Here is a 16,384-nt window from a genome sequence, read left to right as displayed (position 1 = left end):
GGGAGGTTTTAAAAAATGAATCAGTCAACAAATTGGCGACCTAGAGGTTTTCTTCAATGGCTACTCACAATCCTCTCTGTGATAGTATGTTTTATTATTATTATAGTGGCCTACTATATTTTTAACCCGAGTAATATGGATAAAATAATGAGTCTCCTTGCATGGGGAGCTTCTATATTTCCGGTTATTCTAGTAGTGACAGCATTAATGATAATCGTTTTGTTAGCTCTTTCTTTTTGGAAGAAAACCTTCATTGCTCTTACAGTGTTATTTCCTATTTTGTTATTATTGATGTTTTTAACTGTGCAGCCAATGAGTAATATGAAAAGCTATGCTAAAAGCGAGAATGTATCGGTTGCTCTTAGCTCACATTTTTTCTATAAACAAACTATCTCAACAAAACCTAGTGTAGATGTGGTGTATGGGAAAACTACGGACGGCATCGAACTAAAGCTTGATGTGTGGACAGCGAAGAAAAAATCAGAGGATGCTTTAACACCGGTCATTGTTCAAGTGCATGGGGGTGGTTGGGTAAGTGGAGATAAAGGCCAAGTGCAAGACTGGAATCAGTGGATGAATGATCAAGGGTATACTGTTTTTGATGTCCGATATCGTATGCCTCCTGAAGCAGGTTGGAAAGATGAAGTAGGGGATGTTAAATCGGCGATTGGTTGGATCGTGCAAAATGCAGATACGTATAAGATTGATCCGAACAGAATCATTTTAATGGGAGAGTCTGCTGGGGGGAATCTAGCTATGCTTGCCGCATATAGTTTGGGAGATAAGTATTTACTGCCATCAACGGATGTTCCGGATGTACCGATCAGGGCAGTAATTAACATGTATGGGCCGTCAGATATGACTGCGTTTTACACGAACAATCCAAGTAAGAATTATGTTCAAGATGTTATGGATAAGTATATCGGAGGTTCACCATCCGATTACCCTGAGCGTTATAAGATACTTTCCCCTATAAGCTATATCCATGAACAAACGCCCCCAACTATTATGTTTTTAGGGACGGGTGATCGTATTGTTCCTGTAGAGCAGGCGAACGTCTTGGATGAGAAACTGACTACAAGCGGTGTAGCGCACGAACTTTATCTTCTTCCAAAGGTCGATCATGGCTTTGATGCAAATCCAGGTAGTTTGAGCACACAATTTGCCAAGGAGAAAGTAAAAGTATTTCTTCAAAAATATAATCAATAATCATTACACGTAGCTCCAGTTATAGTAATAGGAAAAGCCTTTGCAGGAATTAATCATCCTTCAAAGGCCTTTATATTTAGAAAGTACATGTAGGATTATTATTATCCGTCTCAAAATATATATGAAAATGCTTACTGCAATTTGGATTGAAAAGAGTATGACAATGTTTACAGTTTTTGTGATTCATATAGTCATGAATCGTTAATTCACTTTTACATACACCACAAAATATTGCCTTTTCATGAAAGTCTTCTTTCTTCCATGGCTGAATTTTATGATTTGAATTTTCCTCATGACATTTATAGCAAGGATAATACTCCCCACAACATTTAAATTTAATTGAAATGGTATCTTGCTTTTTAAAATAGTGCTTACATCTTCCTTGATCATCAATAATATTTCCTAGAATCTTCATATTTCAAGCCTCTTTTCATTTTAAACTTAAAACTTCACTTGATGCAATCAATCGATTATATTGCGCCGTCATTATTGTAAAATGATGCTTTTCATGGATGGCAAGTAGCTGGATAGATTGAATAAGGTTAGGGTAGTGAGCAATAGGGTCTGGAAAGACAATATGCCCGGCAATATCCTCCTCAATATTTTTTACTAATTTTTGCATTGCGCTCGTTTCGTTTACTAGTAATTGTTCGATGTCGTCGCTACTTAGCGTAAAACGTATTTTGGAGGGAGGCACTAATATTCCTGGTGCTCTCATGCCGCTTCCTTTTTTGTTTTTATATTCCTCGTATATATCATGTATTTCTGTAGCGAAAGGCTTGTTTCTTCGCATTTTTGCGTAAGGCGTCAGTAGTAAGGAAAACTTTGTTGCTGTTTTTAGCATTTTTAAGATTAGATAAAGGTGATAGAAATGTTCACCGATAGACCATTTTTCTTCTTTTTCGCGGTGCCATAGTTGTTCCTCTTGGAGTGAATAAATGCAAGGTACATAGTGAACTCGTTGCTCTTGTAATAGATGAAAATGATGCGCCATGCTGTTCGATTTCATATTTTAACCTTCTCCTTTGTACTGTTATTTCCATTTTAGGAAACTATCTTGTGGAAGTATATAAAAAACGATTAAGAATTGGCGATAAAAATGGAAAGTATCGTAGGAGGGATAAAAATGAATAGTAGACTTTTAATAGCTGCAGATGCTGAAGCCTATCGGAATTTAAGATTAGAAGCGCTACAAAATAATCCTGAAGCATTTGGCTCTAGCTTTGAGGAGGAAAAGGATAATCCGATTGAGCTGTTTGCCAGCAGATTTGAATCACAAGGCTCTTTTACGTTAGGGGTATTTGATCAGGAACAATTAGTGGGCGTTGCGACGCTAGTGCAGGAAAGTAAGCTTAAGTTAAAGCATAAAGCGAGCATCTTTGCGGTGTATGTTTCTCCGAAAAAGCGCGGGTTTGGTATTGGTAAGCGTTTAATGGTCGAAGTAATTAACAAAGCGAGGGAGTTAAAGGGAGTTGAACAGCTTCATCTAACGGTTGTATCAACGAATGCTTCAGCAAAAGGACTGTATTCTTCTTTAGGGTTTGAGGTTTTTGGAACAGAGAAAAGGGCATTAAAAATAGATCAGCAATATTTTGATGAGGATTATATGGCTTTGTTTCTATAACTTATTTCAGTGGATGTTTGAACAGCCATTTAAGCGAAAACTCCAAGAGCTTTTCCCCTTGGAGTTTTTTGATTTTTATGGCGTGGTCCAATGAAACAATAAAAATAAAGCAATGATTAAAAGAATGACAGCAATCGTAAAAGTGACGTAGCTACTAGCATTACTCTTTTTATTTTTCAGTAGTTTTAAGCTCAGTACTATATTGATGATTGATAATGGGAATACTAGCCAAAATCCTAAATTGCCTAAGAGTTCAATTTGAATTGGTGCATTGTTGTAAAAATAATTATAGGTGATACCTAAAGCAAGTAAAATTGCCAGCACAATATTGACCTTTGCAATTTTATTGTTGCTAATCATAATTGCCTCCAATCGATCCCTTTATAGTTGTATAGTATGCTTAAAATAAAAATCTGATAAAGCATGTAAGCTTCCAGGATTTAATCACATTGCTTAGTTTATTCATCTGAATATTCAGTAAAATGAATGTATAAATCTTTAGTTTCTAGGACCTATTCTTCCACCTTTCGTTAACCAATTCCAACATATCTCGAAAAACTTTACCTTTTCTTGTAGTAAATAAGGAAAACCAATAAACAACCAATACAAAAAAGCAAGAACCAATACCCCAGTTAATATACTGTTCACTTGTGTTGCAATAAAAATGCTAAGGAACATAATAAGAAAATATAGTACAGCAATTCTCCTGTAGGCTATCATAAATTTCCCCTCCCATTATTTACAATCATACAGAAGAGATAACCTTTTTAGCAATTAATTATATGCTGGTCAAAATAAAAAGTGAAAGAAAATAATATACCCACCAACGCGAGTTAGTAGGAAATCAAGCGTAAGTCAATTACCTGCACAATAATAAATATAAGCGTTAAATGAAAGTCATATGAAAAGCAATAAAAGCTGTTACGCATCCGTTGGCTTAATAGATTTAGCTTTCCCTTTTTTAAAAATTCCTAAAATAAGAAGCACAAGTCCAGTTAAAAATAGAAGTGGAAACATGACCATCATTAGTGCGACCGCCGCAAACCCCTCACCTTCATATCTCCCATACAGAATAGAAACAACCCCTGAGAATAAAGGAGCAATAACTAACATCATAGTTATTCCCCAAATTATATATTTCTTTTTATTCGATTTACCAAGACTTACCATAAAAACTACTCCTAATACCAATACTAATCCCAAAGCAACTAATCCAATTCCCAATTTAGACCCTCCCACCCTTCATTTAAATTTTAGCAGATGTTTGAACACCCGCCATTAATTTTTCAATTTCCATGTGGTTCACCCTCCTTTTTTGTAATTAAGAGATTTAATAACTTCAGATAACTCCATGATGACCGCTTCTAATTTATCTATTTTCCTTTCAAAGCGAATGAATAGATAGACTGTAATGGCAATAGGGAATCCAAAATTTCCTATTAGGCTAATCCAAATTGGAACATTTTCTGGTGTCATAATGTAAATCAACCTCCCTCTTACTCCAAATTAGTAATATAAGGTGATACTCGGATTCGAACCGAGGATCCAAGTTTTGTAGACCCTTGCCTTACCGCTTGGCTATATCACCGAAATTGTAACTGTACTATGTAAAGAGGATCCTTCTGTAATAAAAACAACCTTCCTGTAAAAAAAATTATTTTGTCATGGTTTCCATTTCTTATGTTTTAGACCTCTTTAAGGTCTCTAAGATGAAATATGATATAACGGAATATTCAAGCGAGGAATGTCACTATTGTGTTAGGTTAAAGGAATGGTTACAAGAAAATAATATTACGTATATTAATAAGGATATTAATGAAGAGCACGTATTAAAGAGTTTAAAGCATTTTAATAGTAGTGCTATCCCATTAATAGTCGCTGATCATAATTCAGCCAGAAAAAATAAAAGCTATTTTAGATATTTGAAAGAGTTGGATTAAATCACCTTTTTTGTATAAAAGGTGTTTTTTTTATTCTTTTTAAGAACATTTGTTCCTATTTTGGTTTATAATATAGATACAACATTCACTTTAAATAGAAAGAAGGCGGAAGTATTGGAGGGATAATTAAATGGAGAAACAAAAAATAGAGGAATTCTTCTATAGAAATAATGCGCAGGTTAACAATCCAATCATAAAAAGCTTTTTGTCGGATTCCAATAATCTTTATTTGGTGCAAAAGGCGATCTTATATCCAACCGAACAAAATAAGAAACTTGTCGATGAATCTTTCCAATCCCACTATATAAATGTTAGGAAAATCAAATATGTCAGTAATTTAATTTATTTTTTTAGCTTAGATTTTGATAAAAAAAGGAGAAGGCTACAAAATCGTGCTTTATTAATATTAGATAAGGGCTTATCAGAAGAAGGTGGCACGACCGCGAAAGAGCAAATAGAAGATGCAAGCGTGGGAATAGAACTGGATCATATAGTTGATGGAGGATTATTTGACAATATTGAAGATGAACTGCTTTTAAAGTCTTTGAAAAAACTAACGGTTAAACAACTTCAAATATTAGAGATGATTTATGTAAAAGAGCTTTCTATAAAAGAAATAGCTCACACATTACAAACTACACCGCAGAATATATCAAACCTTCATAGGAAGGCTTTAAATAAACTCAAAACTACACTCAGTAAAAAGGGGGAATAATATATGGCAATTTTGGAAAATCAATACAATGAAGAGGCGCTAACGATTATTGAAAATTTCATACCGAAAATAAAACAATGTTTGCACAATACAGAATTTCAGGAAAGGGAAGACTTGGAACAAGAAATTAAATTAAAAATTATAGAGAAGCTTGCAACAGTAGAATTTCAGGATGCACCTAGTTTTTGGGATTTTTTCTCGTGAACATTATACCCGGTTGTTTCGGGGCTACCCGGCAACCTAAATTCCAACACCTTGAAATAAAAAACGATGCACATAGTGAAGACACTATGTACATCGTTTTATTAATTAGCCTTTTAGGAAATCAGGCTTTGCGAAGTTTGGGTTTGGATATTTATAGAAGCCTTCGCCTGTTGCACGACCTAGTTTGCCTTTATCGATATACTCTGTTTTTAAGAGATTGGCTAATTTTTTAAAGTTTTCTTCACCAGTAGCAGCGGCTTTTGCCTCAACAATGTTGAAGGCAGTGTTAATGCCGACAATGTCAAGGATGGCGAATGGACCTAGTGGTGCTCCTGTTCCAATCATCCATGTTTTATCGATTGTTTCTGGGTCTGCTACTTCTTTTACTAATAGTGATTCAGCAGCATCTAAAAATGGAACTAGTAATGAATTCAAAATATAGCCTGGTTGTTCTTTATATAATGGAAGTGGAACCATGCCGATTGCACGTGCAAATTCTACGACTTCATCGAAAACTTTCATATCAGTGCCTGGATGCTTCATAATTTCGGCTGTGTTGTTCTTCCAAATCGTATTTGCAAAGTGAAGCGCTATAAACTTCTCTGGACGACCAGTTGCTTCAGCAAATTGGCTTGGTAATAATGTAGATGAGTTTGTCGCAAAGATTGTTTTAGCAGGGGCAACTTTGCCAAGGTTTGTGTAAAATTCCGTTTTAATTTTAACAACTTCAGGTATCGCCTCAATTACAAGATCGGCATTTGCAACCGCTTCTGATAAATCACTTTTAAATGATAATCGTGCATATGCAGCATCAACTTCTTCTTGCGTCGCGCCTAAGTCTTGTTGGTATAACGGTTTTAATTTTGTGATACGATCTTGTGCATTTGTTAAGGCCTCATCATTAATATCGTATACGGTTACATTAAATCCTTTAAAAGCTGATTGATAAGCAATTTGACTACCTAGAACACCGCTACCTGCAACTGTAATATTTTGATAATTCATCCTAAATTCCTCCTTCGATAATGTTACATTAATATAATTGTAAGGGTATGTGTTGTATCCCTTGTTACACCTCCATACTACTTCTTCTAATATTAAAAAATCAAATGAAAGCCTCGATTGTTATAATGATATAATGACTTCATTAATTTCCCCAAAAGTAAAAAACGTCACCCGAGAGAGTGACATTTAATGTTCAATAGCTGCTAATGCTTTGTCCATTTGGCGTTCATTATATTTTATTGCATGACTATTAATGGATTCGAGTCCTTTAAAAGTATAATTTCAACGGCTATCTACTTTATACCTACTAAAGAATAAACTAATTTACTAATTTTTCTGCATAAATAAAAAGAGGCATAAAGCATATTTATGATAGGGTGTTTATTCCAAACGAGGAATAATGGTACATTTCGTTGGATTTATTGAAAAAAGTACTTAATGCATTGTAGAAATTAGGTAATATACTTCCCGATAGTTTTGGAGATTTAGTAATTTTATATTTCTAAGAAAATAGGACTTTTTTATAATTTTGAATAATTTACATATTTTTATAGATTTACTAACAGTTGTTTTAGTACACTGAATTTATGAATGGAAAGGGGCAGGTATAATGAAAAAGACGTTTTTAGCTGGTGCGCTTAGTATTGCATGTTTTACAGGAGGTTTTGGATTACAAGCAAATGCTCAAGAAACTGTAGATGTTTCTAGTATTATCCACCCAAAACAGGCAGTTGCAGCGACTAAACAGGCGCAATCGATGACATACCAAGATCTTTATAAAACACTAGTAATTTCTAAATTATCTTATGAAGATAAAGAGATGACGTTAGTAACGACGAAAAATAATATGACAGTAAAGATTTCGTTACAAGCACTATTGAAAACTACTGAAATGAGTGCACAAGAACAAAAAGAATTTAAAGAGCTTTTCGGTGACTCTATTCAAATGAGATTTACTCCATCTGGAAATGCATTTAAGGCGGAAGTTTATGCTGAAGGGAAATGGCAAGCTTTTGCTGATGAGGATTTGAATGATTTTATTGGATCAATTCAGGAAAATGATCTTGTGTTAAAACCAGGTGGTTACTTTACGGATACTATTGGACATTGGGCAGAGGGCTATATCCAATTATTATTCCAATTAGACATTATTAAAGGTACATCTGCTACAACATTTACCCCAAATGGTCAAGTAACACGCGGACAATTAGTTACTATGATTTTCCGTGCTTCAGGATTAGATGTGAAGGAAGATTATGAAGGTCCTGCTACATATAAAGATTTAGCTAAATACCCGGGTGCGAAGGAAGTAGCGATTTTAGAGGAATATGGCATCATTGATATTTTTGATGGTGATAATTTTGAGCCGTATAAACCTGTTACACGTGAGGAAATGGCATTTGTAACTGCAAGATACTTAGAAGGAATGGAATTTGATGTAAGTAAGGTTAGCAAAAATAACCCATTTGCAGACAAAAACCAAATGCGTAAGGAAACTGTTGAATCAATCGGATTATTAAAGCAATTAGGTGTAATTGATGGAGCAAACGGTCAATTTAATCCAAAAGGTAATCTTTCACGAGCCCAGTTTGCTAAAATCCTATCACTAACATTAATGTTAATTGGTGACGAAAAGTAATTAAAAAAGAAGCAATCCACAATATGGGGTGGATTGCTTTTTTATTCGACCAGCATATGAAATAAGTGACTTAATAAATAACCTAATAAAACGAATGCTATAAGTGATTTTATTGATACTGACCGAATATGATGCAAAATAAATTCTGAAATACTGGCTGTTGCTATTAACCCAATCGATACGCCCATTAGTACACCTTGTGCCTTATCAGATAACTCCCAATATTGGCCGATCTGTATGAAAATACTAAAGAAAATCGAAAATGCTATAAAATAAATAAAGAGTCTCCAAAGCCGTTCTCCTTGTGATAATAATGCTGTAGAAAGTGCAAAGCCTTCTGGTAGATGATGTAGAATAATAGAAGCTGTTATGGCAACACTTAGTGAGGCTTTCCCTAACAGCTGTCCGACAGTAAGACTCATCGGAATAGTGTGGATAATGATAGCGATTGCCAATAGTGATACTGAGGGATTTTGAGTATGAGAAGTGTGAAATAAACTATTAAGAACTTCAAACATTAAATAGCCTAATAAAATGCCAAGTAACAGGCCAAATGATTTGTATATTTGAAAAGAAGAAGGAATGACGTCTACAACAAGTAAGCCAACTAAAAATCCACCACATAATAATGATAATCCATGAGTTGTATGCTTGAATAGCCTAGAGAATACCCAAGCTAGAGCTCCTCCAATGCTAGCACTAAAAAAAAGAAAGCCACCAAGTATCATCGCGCTCAACTGCAAAATTCCTCCACCCTATATATTCTTTAAGCTGTTTTTAAAAAATATATGCTAAGTAGAAATGAATATGATAGTCGTAAGTTTTAGAAAAAGGTCCGTTGTATGAATTACTAAAAAGTAAGAGGTTAATTTATCGATAAATCTATTATTAGGGGCTTTATTATCGAAATCTGCGTGATCAAACCGGAATAGATATTAATCGCAAATTATAATAGGTTTCTTTCCATAATTTAAAAACCCTGAGCGTCAATGTATCGACGTTCGGGGTTTTTAAATCAATTATGCTGCTGCAAATTTTCGTGACACTCACTAAAAGGGTTAAAAGTGAATACCTGGTTTATCGCTTAGCTTACAGCCTGTACCATATTTCGCTTTTAAGGCACCTTTAAAATTAGTTTGTTCAAGTTCAGGGTATGCCTGTTTCCAAAGTTCAAAAACATTGTGACTTGAAGCAGTACCCTCTTTTGTTAGTCGAACAATATGGAAACCATATTCATCGTTGCATCGAGCTAATGGGCGATTTTCACGTACTGTAATGATTCGACCGCTCGCCGTAATATCATATAAGCCCTCGTAACCTGAAATAGCACGTCTTTCTTCATCGAAGTCAGCTGGTTTTTCTACTTTTTCTTTTTTTGCTTCATTTTTTTCTGCAGGTTTAGCAGTTTCTTTAATCTCAGCTTTCTCTGTAGACTCCACTACTTCTTTGATGTCATCTTTCTCTACAGATTCAGCCTCTTCTTTATTTTGAGTTGAAAGCTGTTCCACAATAACGAAATCCTTGTTAGAAGCTTTGTCGCTCATTGTCGCCATGATGTTCATAATAGAACCTACATAACGTACTGGTTTATCTTTGCCTTCTTCAAATACAAAAATATTATAATCGGTTTTATTCATCTTCTTCATAATAATATTTCCTGTTTTAGTAGTAAAACCGATAAATTTGTTCTTTTTAAGTGCTTGTATTGCTTGTTGCTTTGTTAAAGTCATTTTTTAAATCTCCTAAAGAATTGTTTTTTCTATTTTACCATAAAATTAGTTTTCCTGTTTTTCTTAAATATTGGATGTTTTATTATTGTACTGAAAATTTTTTAGGCCAAGGGAAGAATTGTGTTTGTCGCTAGGGTGATTTCCGTTCGGGTTGGGCGTACGATGATCCGGAAGGAGCGACTATCCTCCATTTCCATAAAATTAGAATTGTTCAAGTAACCTTGCAAACTGATTAGACAGATAATAGAATTGGTCGGTAACGAAGAAAACTGAGTTAAGTGATGGAGCAAAAGGTCCCTAAAGTAAATGCTCTACTCGTACCCTATATAATCAAAAGGAGGATTTATTTATGGTTCAACATTTATTTACTATGAATTTACAATGGTCGGAGGGGAGAAATGGGACGGGTACTATTGTTGCAGACAATCTAAATACGAAAATTTCTATTCCTCGAGAAATGAATGGGCCAGGGATGGGGACAAATCCTGATGAAATGCTGCTAGGAGCGGCAGCAACCTGCTATTTAATTACACTGGCTACATTACTTGAAAATTCGAGGATTGCTGTGTTGGATTTGTCTATGCAAGCTGAAGGCTTTGTTGATGTCACGAACGGAGTTTTTACTTATGAGAAAATCGTCCATAAGCCAAAAATTATTGTACAAAATTTATCTGAGCGAGAACGAAAAAGAATTAATCGCTTAGCTGAGAAGGCAGAACAAACATGTATGATTAGTAAAGCGTTAAAAGGAAATGTTCAAATTACATGCGAAGTACAGATTATACAAGGGTAAAAGGGAACATCTCTATTCATGCTAAAATAGGAGGAGTTATTCAAAAATGATTTTGAAATAACTCCTTTTTTTCATGTATGCATTTTTAGTAGTCATATTGGAGTGAAGACTTTGCGTCTTATTGACTGACGCTTCACTTTTGCGCAGATAAAACATTGCCGCTGACGCTTCGCTTTCGCACAGACAAAACATTGCCGCTGACGCTTCGCTTTCGCACAGACAAAACATTGCCGCTGACGCTTCGCTTTCGCACAGACAAAACATTGCCGCTGACGCTTCACTTTCGCGCAGTCAAAACATTGCCGCTGACGCTTCGCTTTTGCGCAGTCAAAACATTGCCGCTGACGCTTCACTTTCGCGCAATAAACCTTGTTTCCCCGACATCCCCAAGAAAGGCCTAACTGTTATGGTGATGCCCCTTTTTTCTACATATTATTATAAAATTGCTTCTTCAAAAGTAGTTCTATAAATGGCCCAAATGAATATATAAAGTTAAGTGGTAAAAAAATGCGAAGGATGATGTGTTGCACGAGCAGTCAGCTCAGACTATTAAATTTTATAGTCAGTACGGGAAAAGAATGTTTGATATTGCGGGGGCACTCCTATTACTTTTCATTACCATTCCTCTTATGTTAGTAGTATTCCTCGTTTTACTTATTAGCACAGGCCGCCCCGTTTTTTTTAAACAAATCCGTACCGGACAGGATCATCAGCGCTTTGTTATTTGGAAGCTGCGGACAATGACTATACAAGCAGTTCCAGTGAATATGCCTACTATGTGTGCAGACGGAATTCCGGATGAATATTTTTTTAAAACTGAACAGGATGCACGAATCACAAAAGTTGGGGCCGTTCTTCGCAAGTTCAGTATTGATGAAATTCCACAGCTCATTAATGTTTTAAAAGGAGATATGAGTATTGTTGGACCACGTCCAGAAGTTCCGACCATCACAAATGCTTATAACACTTTACAGGCACGGCGTTTAGAAGTAAAGCCTGGTTTAACAGGACTTGCTCAAGTTAACGGCCGCTCTAGTATTTCCCACGGGCAAAAAATTTCATATGACCTAGAATACATTGATCGTTATTCCTTTTGGATGGATTTTAAAATTATCATCAAAACAATTTTCGTAGTTTTAGCTCGAACAGGTGCTTATTAACAATTAAGGAGTGTTAAGTTCTGAAGATCTTTCACGTATGGATAAGATTGGAGGAGCGTAAAAGCATATGGAGGCACTCGCCATAAAATTAAAGCAAGACAGTCACGAGGTAACTATTGTAGCAGGCCTTTATGATCCGTCACTGTGGCGCTTCAGCTATGCAGCGAAATTGCTCCTGCTCATAAAATGCTGACATTCATAATGGCATCGATCAAATAGAGAAGCACGTAGCACCTATAAAAGAGAATGAGGAGCATCCATTAATCGTGATGGTTGCTCGTTTTGAAGTGCCAAAAAGACAGGATTTATTCTGAGTACCTTGGCGCTTGCAATTGATCGGTGATAGCTCACTGCGCCCTCGTTTAGAAGAATTTATTGCCGATAAAGGTTTAATAAATCGTGCCTCATTTTTGGGCAATCAATTGGATGTCACATCCTTAGTTGAGGAAAGTCATGTATTTGTCTTGTTATCAGATTGGATTATTGAAGCAATCCCTAGCAGGACTTCCGATTAACTCCTACGAATGTGGGCGTTGTCAATGCGGTAATTTCTGAGTATGAGAATGATTTTTAATTAATCGAGATGATAAAGATTTACTAAAGAAAAGGCTTAAATATTATGAGAGCTTACGTCAAAAATGGGGAACGCAAGTGAACGCCGCGTTTCTACCAATGTATCAGAAAACGCTATTTATCTACGAACAGGCTGTATTTAAATCGGCTAAGAAAGGTGATTAATTTGCAATTAATTCGCATTCGAACTGATGATGAGCTTATGTGGTACAAGGATATTTGGGATGAAATTTTAGCATCTGAGGACAATGATAATCCATTTATAGAATTTGCTTGGTTTTATAACTGGTGGCAAATTGTTGGACGAAGAGAGCGTGTCGAGCTCTATGCTGTTGAAGAAAATGGTACGATTATTGCCTTTTTCCCCTTCATAGTTCGACTTCGATGGGGAATACGAATTTATGCCTTTGCAGGAGAAAATATGGCGAATTATTCAGGTGTTGTAGCGAAAAAAGAATGGCTGTTGCCCGTTATAACCTTTGTGTTTGATCAGCTCATTGAAAAGTATAAACATCTACTATTTTCATTTCATGGATTATTGGAAAGCAAAGACTCTACAAAGGTCATTGAGCAATATTTTGTTGAAAGGCAGTTACGTCCAAGTATTTTTCGTGTAGTGACTCCGTATCTTGCCTTTCATGATGTAGATATTCCTAACTACTTCAATCAACGTAGAACAATGCATGGTATGGACAGCAGAGAACGGAAGCTACAAAAATTAGGCTCCTTAACGAGGAAAATCCCTTCGCGAGATGAACTTTGGCAAATGTTTAGCTTATTTGATCGACAGTGGGCAAAAAAAATAGATATAAGTGATTTTACGAAAGGGAAGAAAAAGGACTTTTTCGAACAGTTAACGCTTCTTAAAGGGGAGGCATTGCAAGTTGAGGTTGATGCACTTGTTTTTGAAGACCAATGGATTGCCTTCACATACGGAATTTGCTGTCGTGGACGTTATGTAACTTACGCACTTGCACATGAGCCAACATTTACTATATTCGGGCCTAACAGATTAGTGAATCAAGAAACGATTAAGCGAGCCTATTCTGAAAACTATCGCTTGTTCGATATGAGTATTGGCTATGAGCCGTATAAGTTCGATTGGCGCTCTAATATTGATTTTACGAGGCGTATGCTCGTAAGCGGTGGAACGAAGCGAGCAAGGCTATTGGCAAGTAGCTATACGCTGAAGGAACAGCTCAAGGAATTTTTAAAAGGTAATCATCGTGTCGTGGAATGGAAACGCAATACTCTAGGTCAATTACGTTACTTAGTAAAGTATGGGAAAGTAAAAAATTGGCTAGAATATGGACAACTATTCGTAGAAAAATTTATTCGTTTTAAGCAAGTGAATTTGTATGAATTATCCCCATCAAATAATGTTACACCGCAACGACCTGTAGGAGATTTGTTTGAGGAGTTGTCGATACAGGAGGCGATGCAACTTGATAAGGAAGAAATTATTTCTCTATTTTATAAGGGATACACGATTTACAAAGATTCTTATGCAGAAACGAATAAACCTGCGTTTGCATTACATGCGATGAACTGGCATGTAGATGATTTGCAAATTGTTGAAGCATTGCCAAAGCAGACATATTTTTTAACCTATGATGTTTATAAAAATATCGATATTATTACAGCCTTTTTCCAAAAAATGAAACCTGCACAAACACTTTGGATTACTGCGAGATTTTGGCAATGGCGAAAGCGTAAACAATTATTGCAGCTAGGCTATAAACGTATTTCTCGAATGAAACATTTTAAATGTGCTCGTTATGAGCGAAATCATGTAGAAAAATACACAGAAAGTGGGGGCGATGTTCATTCTGTCCATTAAAAGTAAGCGATGGAATATCGCAATGCAGCATTTTTATTTCGTAGAGAAGCCAGCTAATGTTAGAAAATCAATGAAGGTTATTGGCTATACAAATTCACTTGTACCAAGCCGTAAGCTTGTTAAAAGTAAAACGGTTCATATTCACCTTACAGATAGTGAGTTATCATTATATCTTGCTCTTTCAGAAAGTAATCGGAAAATTCTTCGTCGTGCACAAAAAGAGTCCTATCAAGTTTTTATTTATAAGGAACCATCAGATGACAATTTACGAGCCTTTCAACAGTTTTATAATAACTTCGCAAAAAGAAAAAAACTCGAGCTAATTAGTAAGTCTCAAATGGAAGCTATTACGCTTTTAAAAAATAAAGGAGCACTATGGCTGTCTGAGATTCGCAGCTTTTGTGGACAAACACTATGCTATAGACTTGATATTATATACGCTAAAAAAGCGATGTCCTATTATGTAGCGACTTGTCATTTACAATCAATGCCAGAGCATTTAATACGACCAATTCGATATGCAAATCGTTTCTTACTATGGCATAATTTATTGCATTTAAAGGAGCAAGGCTTTGTGTTATATGATATGGGGAAGCTGACAGATGATCAAAATGTTCGCGCGTTTAAACTAGGCTTCGGTGGACAAGTCGTCGATGTATATTCTGGTTACATTACCCAATCCAAAATACGTGCACTGTTACTGGGCGTGCAAAAATGGAGGAAGTAGTTATTGAAGTAAATCGTGGAGGTCTTGTCATATCATTGGATTTTGAGCTAAATTGGGGTGTCCACGATGTATTTAAGCACGGACAATACAATAAAAATTTATATGGCGTCCGTGAAGCATTGCCTAAAATACTAGAGTTGTTTGAACAGTATGGCATTCATGCAACTTGGGCAACAGTAGGTCTATTGTTTGCAGAAACAAAAGCTGAAATGGCTCACTACTTAAGAGGTATTCCAATAAAATATAAAAACATGCGCTACGCAGCACATACGCAACTTGCAAAAGTAGGAGAAAATGAGCAAGAGGACCTTTTACATTTCGGCAAATCCTTAATTGAGAAGATTAAACTTACGCCGCATCAAGAAATAGGCAGTCATACATTCTCACATTTTTACTGTTTAGAAAATGGACAAACTGAAGCAAATTTTCGTGCAGATTTACATGCTACTGCCATGATTTGTGAGGAAAATATCGGACCAATGAAATCGATTGTCTTTCCGCATAATCAAGTGAATGAAGCCTATTTCCCAGCATGTAAGGAAGTAGGATTTGTATGCTATCGAGGAAATGAAAAACATCCGTTGTACGATCCTCAAAAATTTACGAGAAAAGGTCGGCTATTAGCTGCAAAAAAATGGCTGGATAGCTATGTTAATATAACGGGAAATCATCTAGTAACGCTAGAAGAAATGCAAAAGGACTCCTTTATTAACATTCGTTCAAGTGCATTTTTAAGGCCCTATTGTAGACCTTTGCGATTTTTTGAAGGCTTAAAAGTCCAACGTATAAAAGAGGGAATGCATGCAGCTGCAAGGTCTAAAGCCTTTTATCATTTATGGTGGCACCCTCATAATTTTGGCAAGAACATCGAAAAAAATTTAGCGATGCTTGAGGAGCTTTTACAGTATTATCAGGAATTGCATCATCAATATAACTTTCAAAGCTATACGATGCACGAGGTCGCAGAGCTTTGCCAAACTTTATCCCGCAAAAGCACGATAGGTGAAGACTAATAATCAGTGGGGGAAGAAAACCCTGCTGAATCAAACATAAAAAGTAGCAAACTAGAAAATTGCCTAGTTTGCTACTTTTTGTGTGAAAAGGGGTAAATGGAGTATGTAGATTTTTTAAGAAATTAAGAGGGAAAATACCGAACTTTGACGAAATTGTATGTACTAATGGTACTATTAATGTGGAAAATATTTTACTAGGTATATTTATAGGA

At 35.7% G+C, this 16,384-nt stretch carries 20 protein-coding genes and 1 tRNA gene; 12 read left to right on the top strand and 9 right to left on the bottom strand.

What is annotated here, in order from left to right:
- Window positions 1-15: 15 nt before the first annotated feature.
- Entirely contained in the window at window positions 16-1,209 is a 1,194-nt protein-coding gene (locus MY533_RS18215; RefSeq protein WP_248717056.1) for an alpha/beta hydrolase, read from the top strand.
- A gap of 76 nt (window positions 1,210-1,285) precedes the next feature.
- Here the strand turns inward: MY533_RS18215 and MY533_RS18210 are convergent, their stop codons facing one another.
- Both MY533_RS18210 and MY533_RS18205 read right to left on the bottom strand, forming a co-directional pair.
- The gene (locus MY533_RS18210; protein ID WP_248717055.1) at window positions 1,286-1,624 is read right to left on the bottom strand and encodes a CHY zinc finger protein; all 339 of its coding nucleotides are present in this window, start codon (window positions 1,622-1,624) and stop codon (window positions 1,286-1,288) included.
- Between the two features lie 15 nt (window positions 1,625-1,639).
- Window positions 1,640-2,218, bottom strand: coding sequence for a DinB family protein (locus MY533_RS18205; protein ID WP_248717054.1), 579 nt, complete (start codon window positions 2,216-2,218; stop codon window positions 1,640-1,642).
- A gap of 117 nt (window positions 2,219-2,335) precedes the next feature.
- Here MY533_RS18205 and MY533_RS18200 point away from each other — a divergent pair, with 117 nt between their 5' ends.
- Window positions 2,336-2,833: a GNAT family N-acetyltransferase gene (locus MY533_RS18200; RefSeq protein ID WP_248717053.1), complete on the top strand. Its 498-nt coding sequence runs from the start codon at window positions 2,336-2,338 to the stop codon at window positions 2,831-2,833.
- A gap of 75 nt (window positions 2,834-2,908) precedes the next feature.
- Here the strand turns inward: MY533_RS18200 and MY533_RS18195 are convergent, their stop codons facing one another.
- The 4 genes from MY533_RS18195 to MY533_RS18180 form a co-directional block, all read right to left on the bottom strand.
- Window positions 2,909-3,193 (bottom strand): hypothetical protein, encoded by a 285-nt coding sequence (locus MY533_RS18195; RefSeq protein WP_248717052.1) that lies wholly within the window; start codon window positions 3,191-3,193, stop codon window positions 2,909-2,911.
- 561 nt (window positions 3,194-3,754) lie between these two features.
- A complete protein-coding gene (locus tag MY533_RS18190; protein WP_248717051.1) occupies window positions 3,755-4,057 on the bottom strand; it encodes a hypothetical protein in 303 nt (100 codons plus the stop codon).
- Window positions 4,058-4,135: 78 nt separating this feature from the next.
- Window positions 4,136-4,309 (bottom strand): YvrJ family protein, encoded by a 174-nt coding sequence (locus MY533_RS18185; RefSeq protein ID WP_016993736.1) that lies wholly within the window; start codon window positions 4,307-4,309, stop codon window positions 4,136-4,138.
- A 41-nt stretch (window positions 4,310-4,350) separates the two neighbouring features.
- Window positions 4,351-4,421, bottom strand: a tRNA-Cys gene (locus tag MY533_RS18180).
- Window positions 4,422-4,497: 76 nt separating this feature from the next.
- Here MY533_RS18180 and MY533_RS22385 point away from each other — a divergent pair.
- From MY533_RS22385 to MY533_RS18170, 3 genes are all read left to right on the top strand, one after another.
- Window positions 4,498-4,773 (top strand): glutaredoxin domain-containing protein, encoded by a 276-nt coding sequence (locus MY533_RS22385; RefSeq protein WP_371873270.1) that lies wholly within the window; start codon window positions 4,498-4,500, stop codon window positions 4,771-4,773.
- A gap of 130 nt (window positions 4,774-4,903) precedes the next feature.
- Entirely contained in the window at window positions 4,904-5,488 is a 585-nt protein-coding gene (locus tag MY533_RS18175; protein WP_248717050.1) for a sigma factor-like helix-turn-helix DNA-binding protein, read from the top strand.
- Between the two features lie 3 nt (window positions 5,489-5,491).
- Window positions 5,492-5,692 carry a hypothetical protein gene (locus MY533_RS18170; protein WP_248717049.1) on the top strand — a complete coding sequence of 67 codons (201 nt, stop codon included), beginning with the start codon at window positions 5,492-5,494 and terminating at the stop codon, window positions 5,690-5,692.
- 105 nt (window positions 5,693-5,797) lie between these two features.
- Here the strand turns inward: MY533_RS18170 and MY533_RS18165 are convergent, their stop codons facing one another.
- On the bottom strand, window positions 5,798-6,697 hold the full coding sequence (locus tag MY533_RS18165) for a 3-hydroxyacyl-CoA dehydrogenase (RefSeq protein WP_134022549.1): 900 nt from the start codon (window positions 6,695-6,697) through the stop codon (window positions 5,798-5,800).
- 610 nt (window positions 6,698-7,307) lie between these two features.
- Between MY533_RS18165 and MY533_RS18160 the strand changes: the two genes are divergently transcribed.
- Window positions 7,308-8,336, top strand: a complete 1,029-nt coding sequence (locus MY533_RS18160) for an S-layer homology domain-containing protein (protein WP_248717048.1) — start codon at window positions 7,308-7,310, stop codon at window positions 8,334-8,336.
- Between the two features lie 41 nt (window positions 8,337-8,377).
- Here the strand turns inward: MY533_RS18160 and MY533_RS18155 are convergent, their stop codons facing one another.
- Both MY533_RS18155 and MY533_RS18150 read right to left on the bottom strand, forming a co-directional pair.
- Window positions 8,378-9,064, bottom strand: a complete 687-nt coding sequence (locus tag MY533_RS18155) for a ZIP family metal transporter (RefSeq protein WP_248719238.1) — start codon at window positions 9,062-9,064, stop codon at window positions 8,378-8,380.
- A gap of 330 nt (window positions 9,065-9,394) precedes the next feature.
- Complete coding sequence (locus MY533_RS18150; RefSeq protein WP_248717047.1) at window positions 9,395-10,066, bottom strand: NUMOD4 domain-containing protein; 672 nt, start codon at window positions 10,064-10,066, stop codon at window positions 9,395-9,397.
- A 349-nt stretch (window positions 10,067-10,415) separates the two neighbouring features.
- On the opposite strand from MY533_RS18150, the gene MY533_RS18145 reads away from it, so the two are divergent.
- The 6 genes from MY533_RS18145 (at window position 10,416) to MY533_RS18120 (ending at window position 16,172) form a co-directional block, all read left to right on the top strand.
- Window positions 10,416-10,859: an SACOL1771 family peroxiredoxin gene (locus MY533_RS18145; protein ID WP_248717046.1), complete on the top strand. Its 444-nt coding sequence runs from the start codon at window positions 10,416-10,418 to the stop codon at window positions 10,857-10,859.
- A gap of 578 nt (window positions 10,860-11,437) precedes the next feature.
- On the top strand, window positions 11,438-12,019 hold the full coding sequence (locus MY533_RS18140) for a sugar transferase (protein ID WP_256469538.1): 582 nt from the start codon (window positions 11,438-11,440) through the stop codon (window positions 12,017-12,019).
- 332 nt (window positions 12,020-12,351) lie between these two features.
- The gene (locus MY533_RS18135; protein WP_248717045.1) at window positions 12,352-12,534 is read left to right on the top strand and encodes a hypothetical protein; all 183 of its coding nucleotides are present in this window, start codon (window positions 12,352-12,354) and stop codon (window positions 12,532-12,534) included.
- Between the two features lie 224 nt (window positions 12,535-12,758).
- Window positions 12,759-14,432 (top strand): GNAT family N-acetyltransferase, encoded by a 1,674-nt coding sequence (locus MY533_RS18130; RefSeq protein ID WP_248717044.1) that lies wholly within the window; start codon window positions 12,759-12,761, stop codon window positions 14,430-14,432.
- Window positions 14,413-15,159: a hypothetical protein gene (locus MY533_RS18125; protein ID WP_248717043.1), complete on the top strand. Its 747-nt coding sequence runs from the start codon at window positions 14,413-14,415 to the stop codon at window positions 15,157-15,159. The genes MY533_RS18130 and MY533_RS18125 overlap by 20 nt, the downstream gene beginning before the upstream one ends.
- A complete protein-coding gene (locus MY533_RS18120) occupies window positions 15,147-16,172 on the top strand; it encodes a polysaccharide deacetylase family protein (protein WP_248717042.1) in 1,026 nt (341 codons plus the stop codon). Before MY533_RS18125 ends, MY533_RS18120 begins: the two co-directional genes overlap by 13 nt.
- Window positions 16,173-16,384: the final 212 nt, after the last annotated feature.

The organism is Lysinibacillus sp. Ag94 (assembly GCF_023242215.1).
Lineage (GTDB): Bacteria > Bacillota > Bacilli > Bacillales_A > Planococcaceae > Lysinibacillus.
This window is presented reverse-complemented; position numbering and strand designations above follow the sequence as displayed.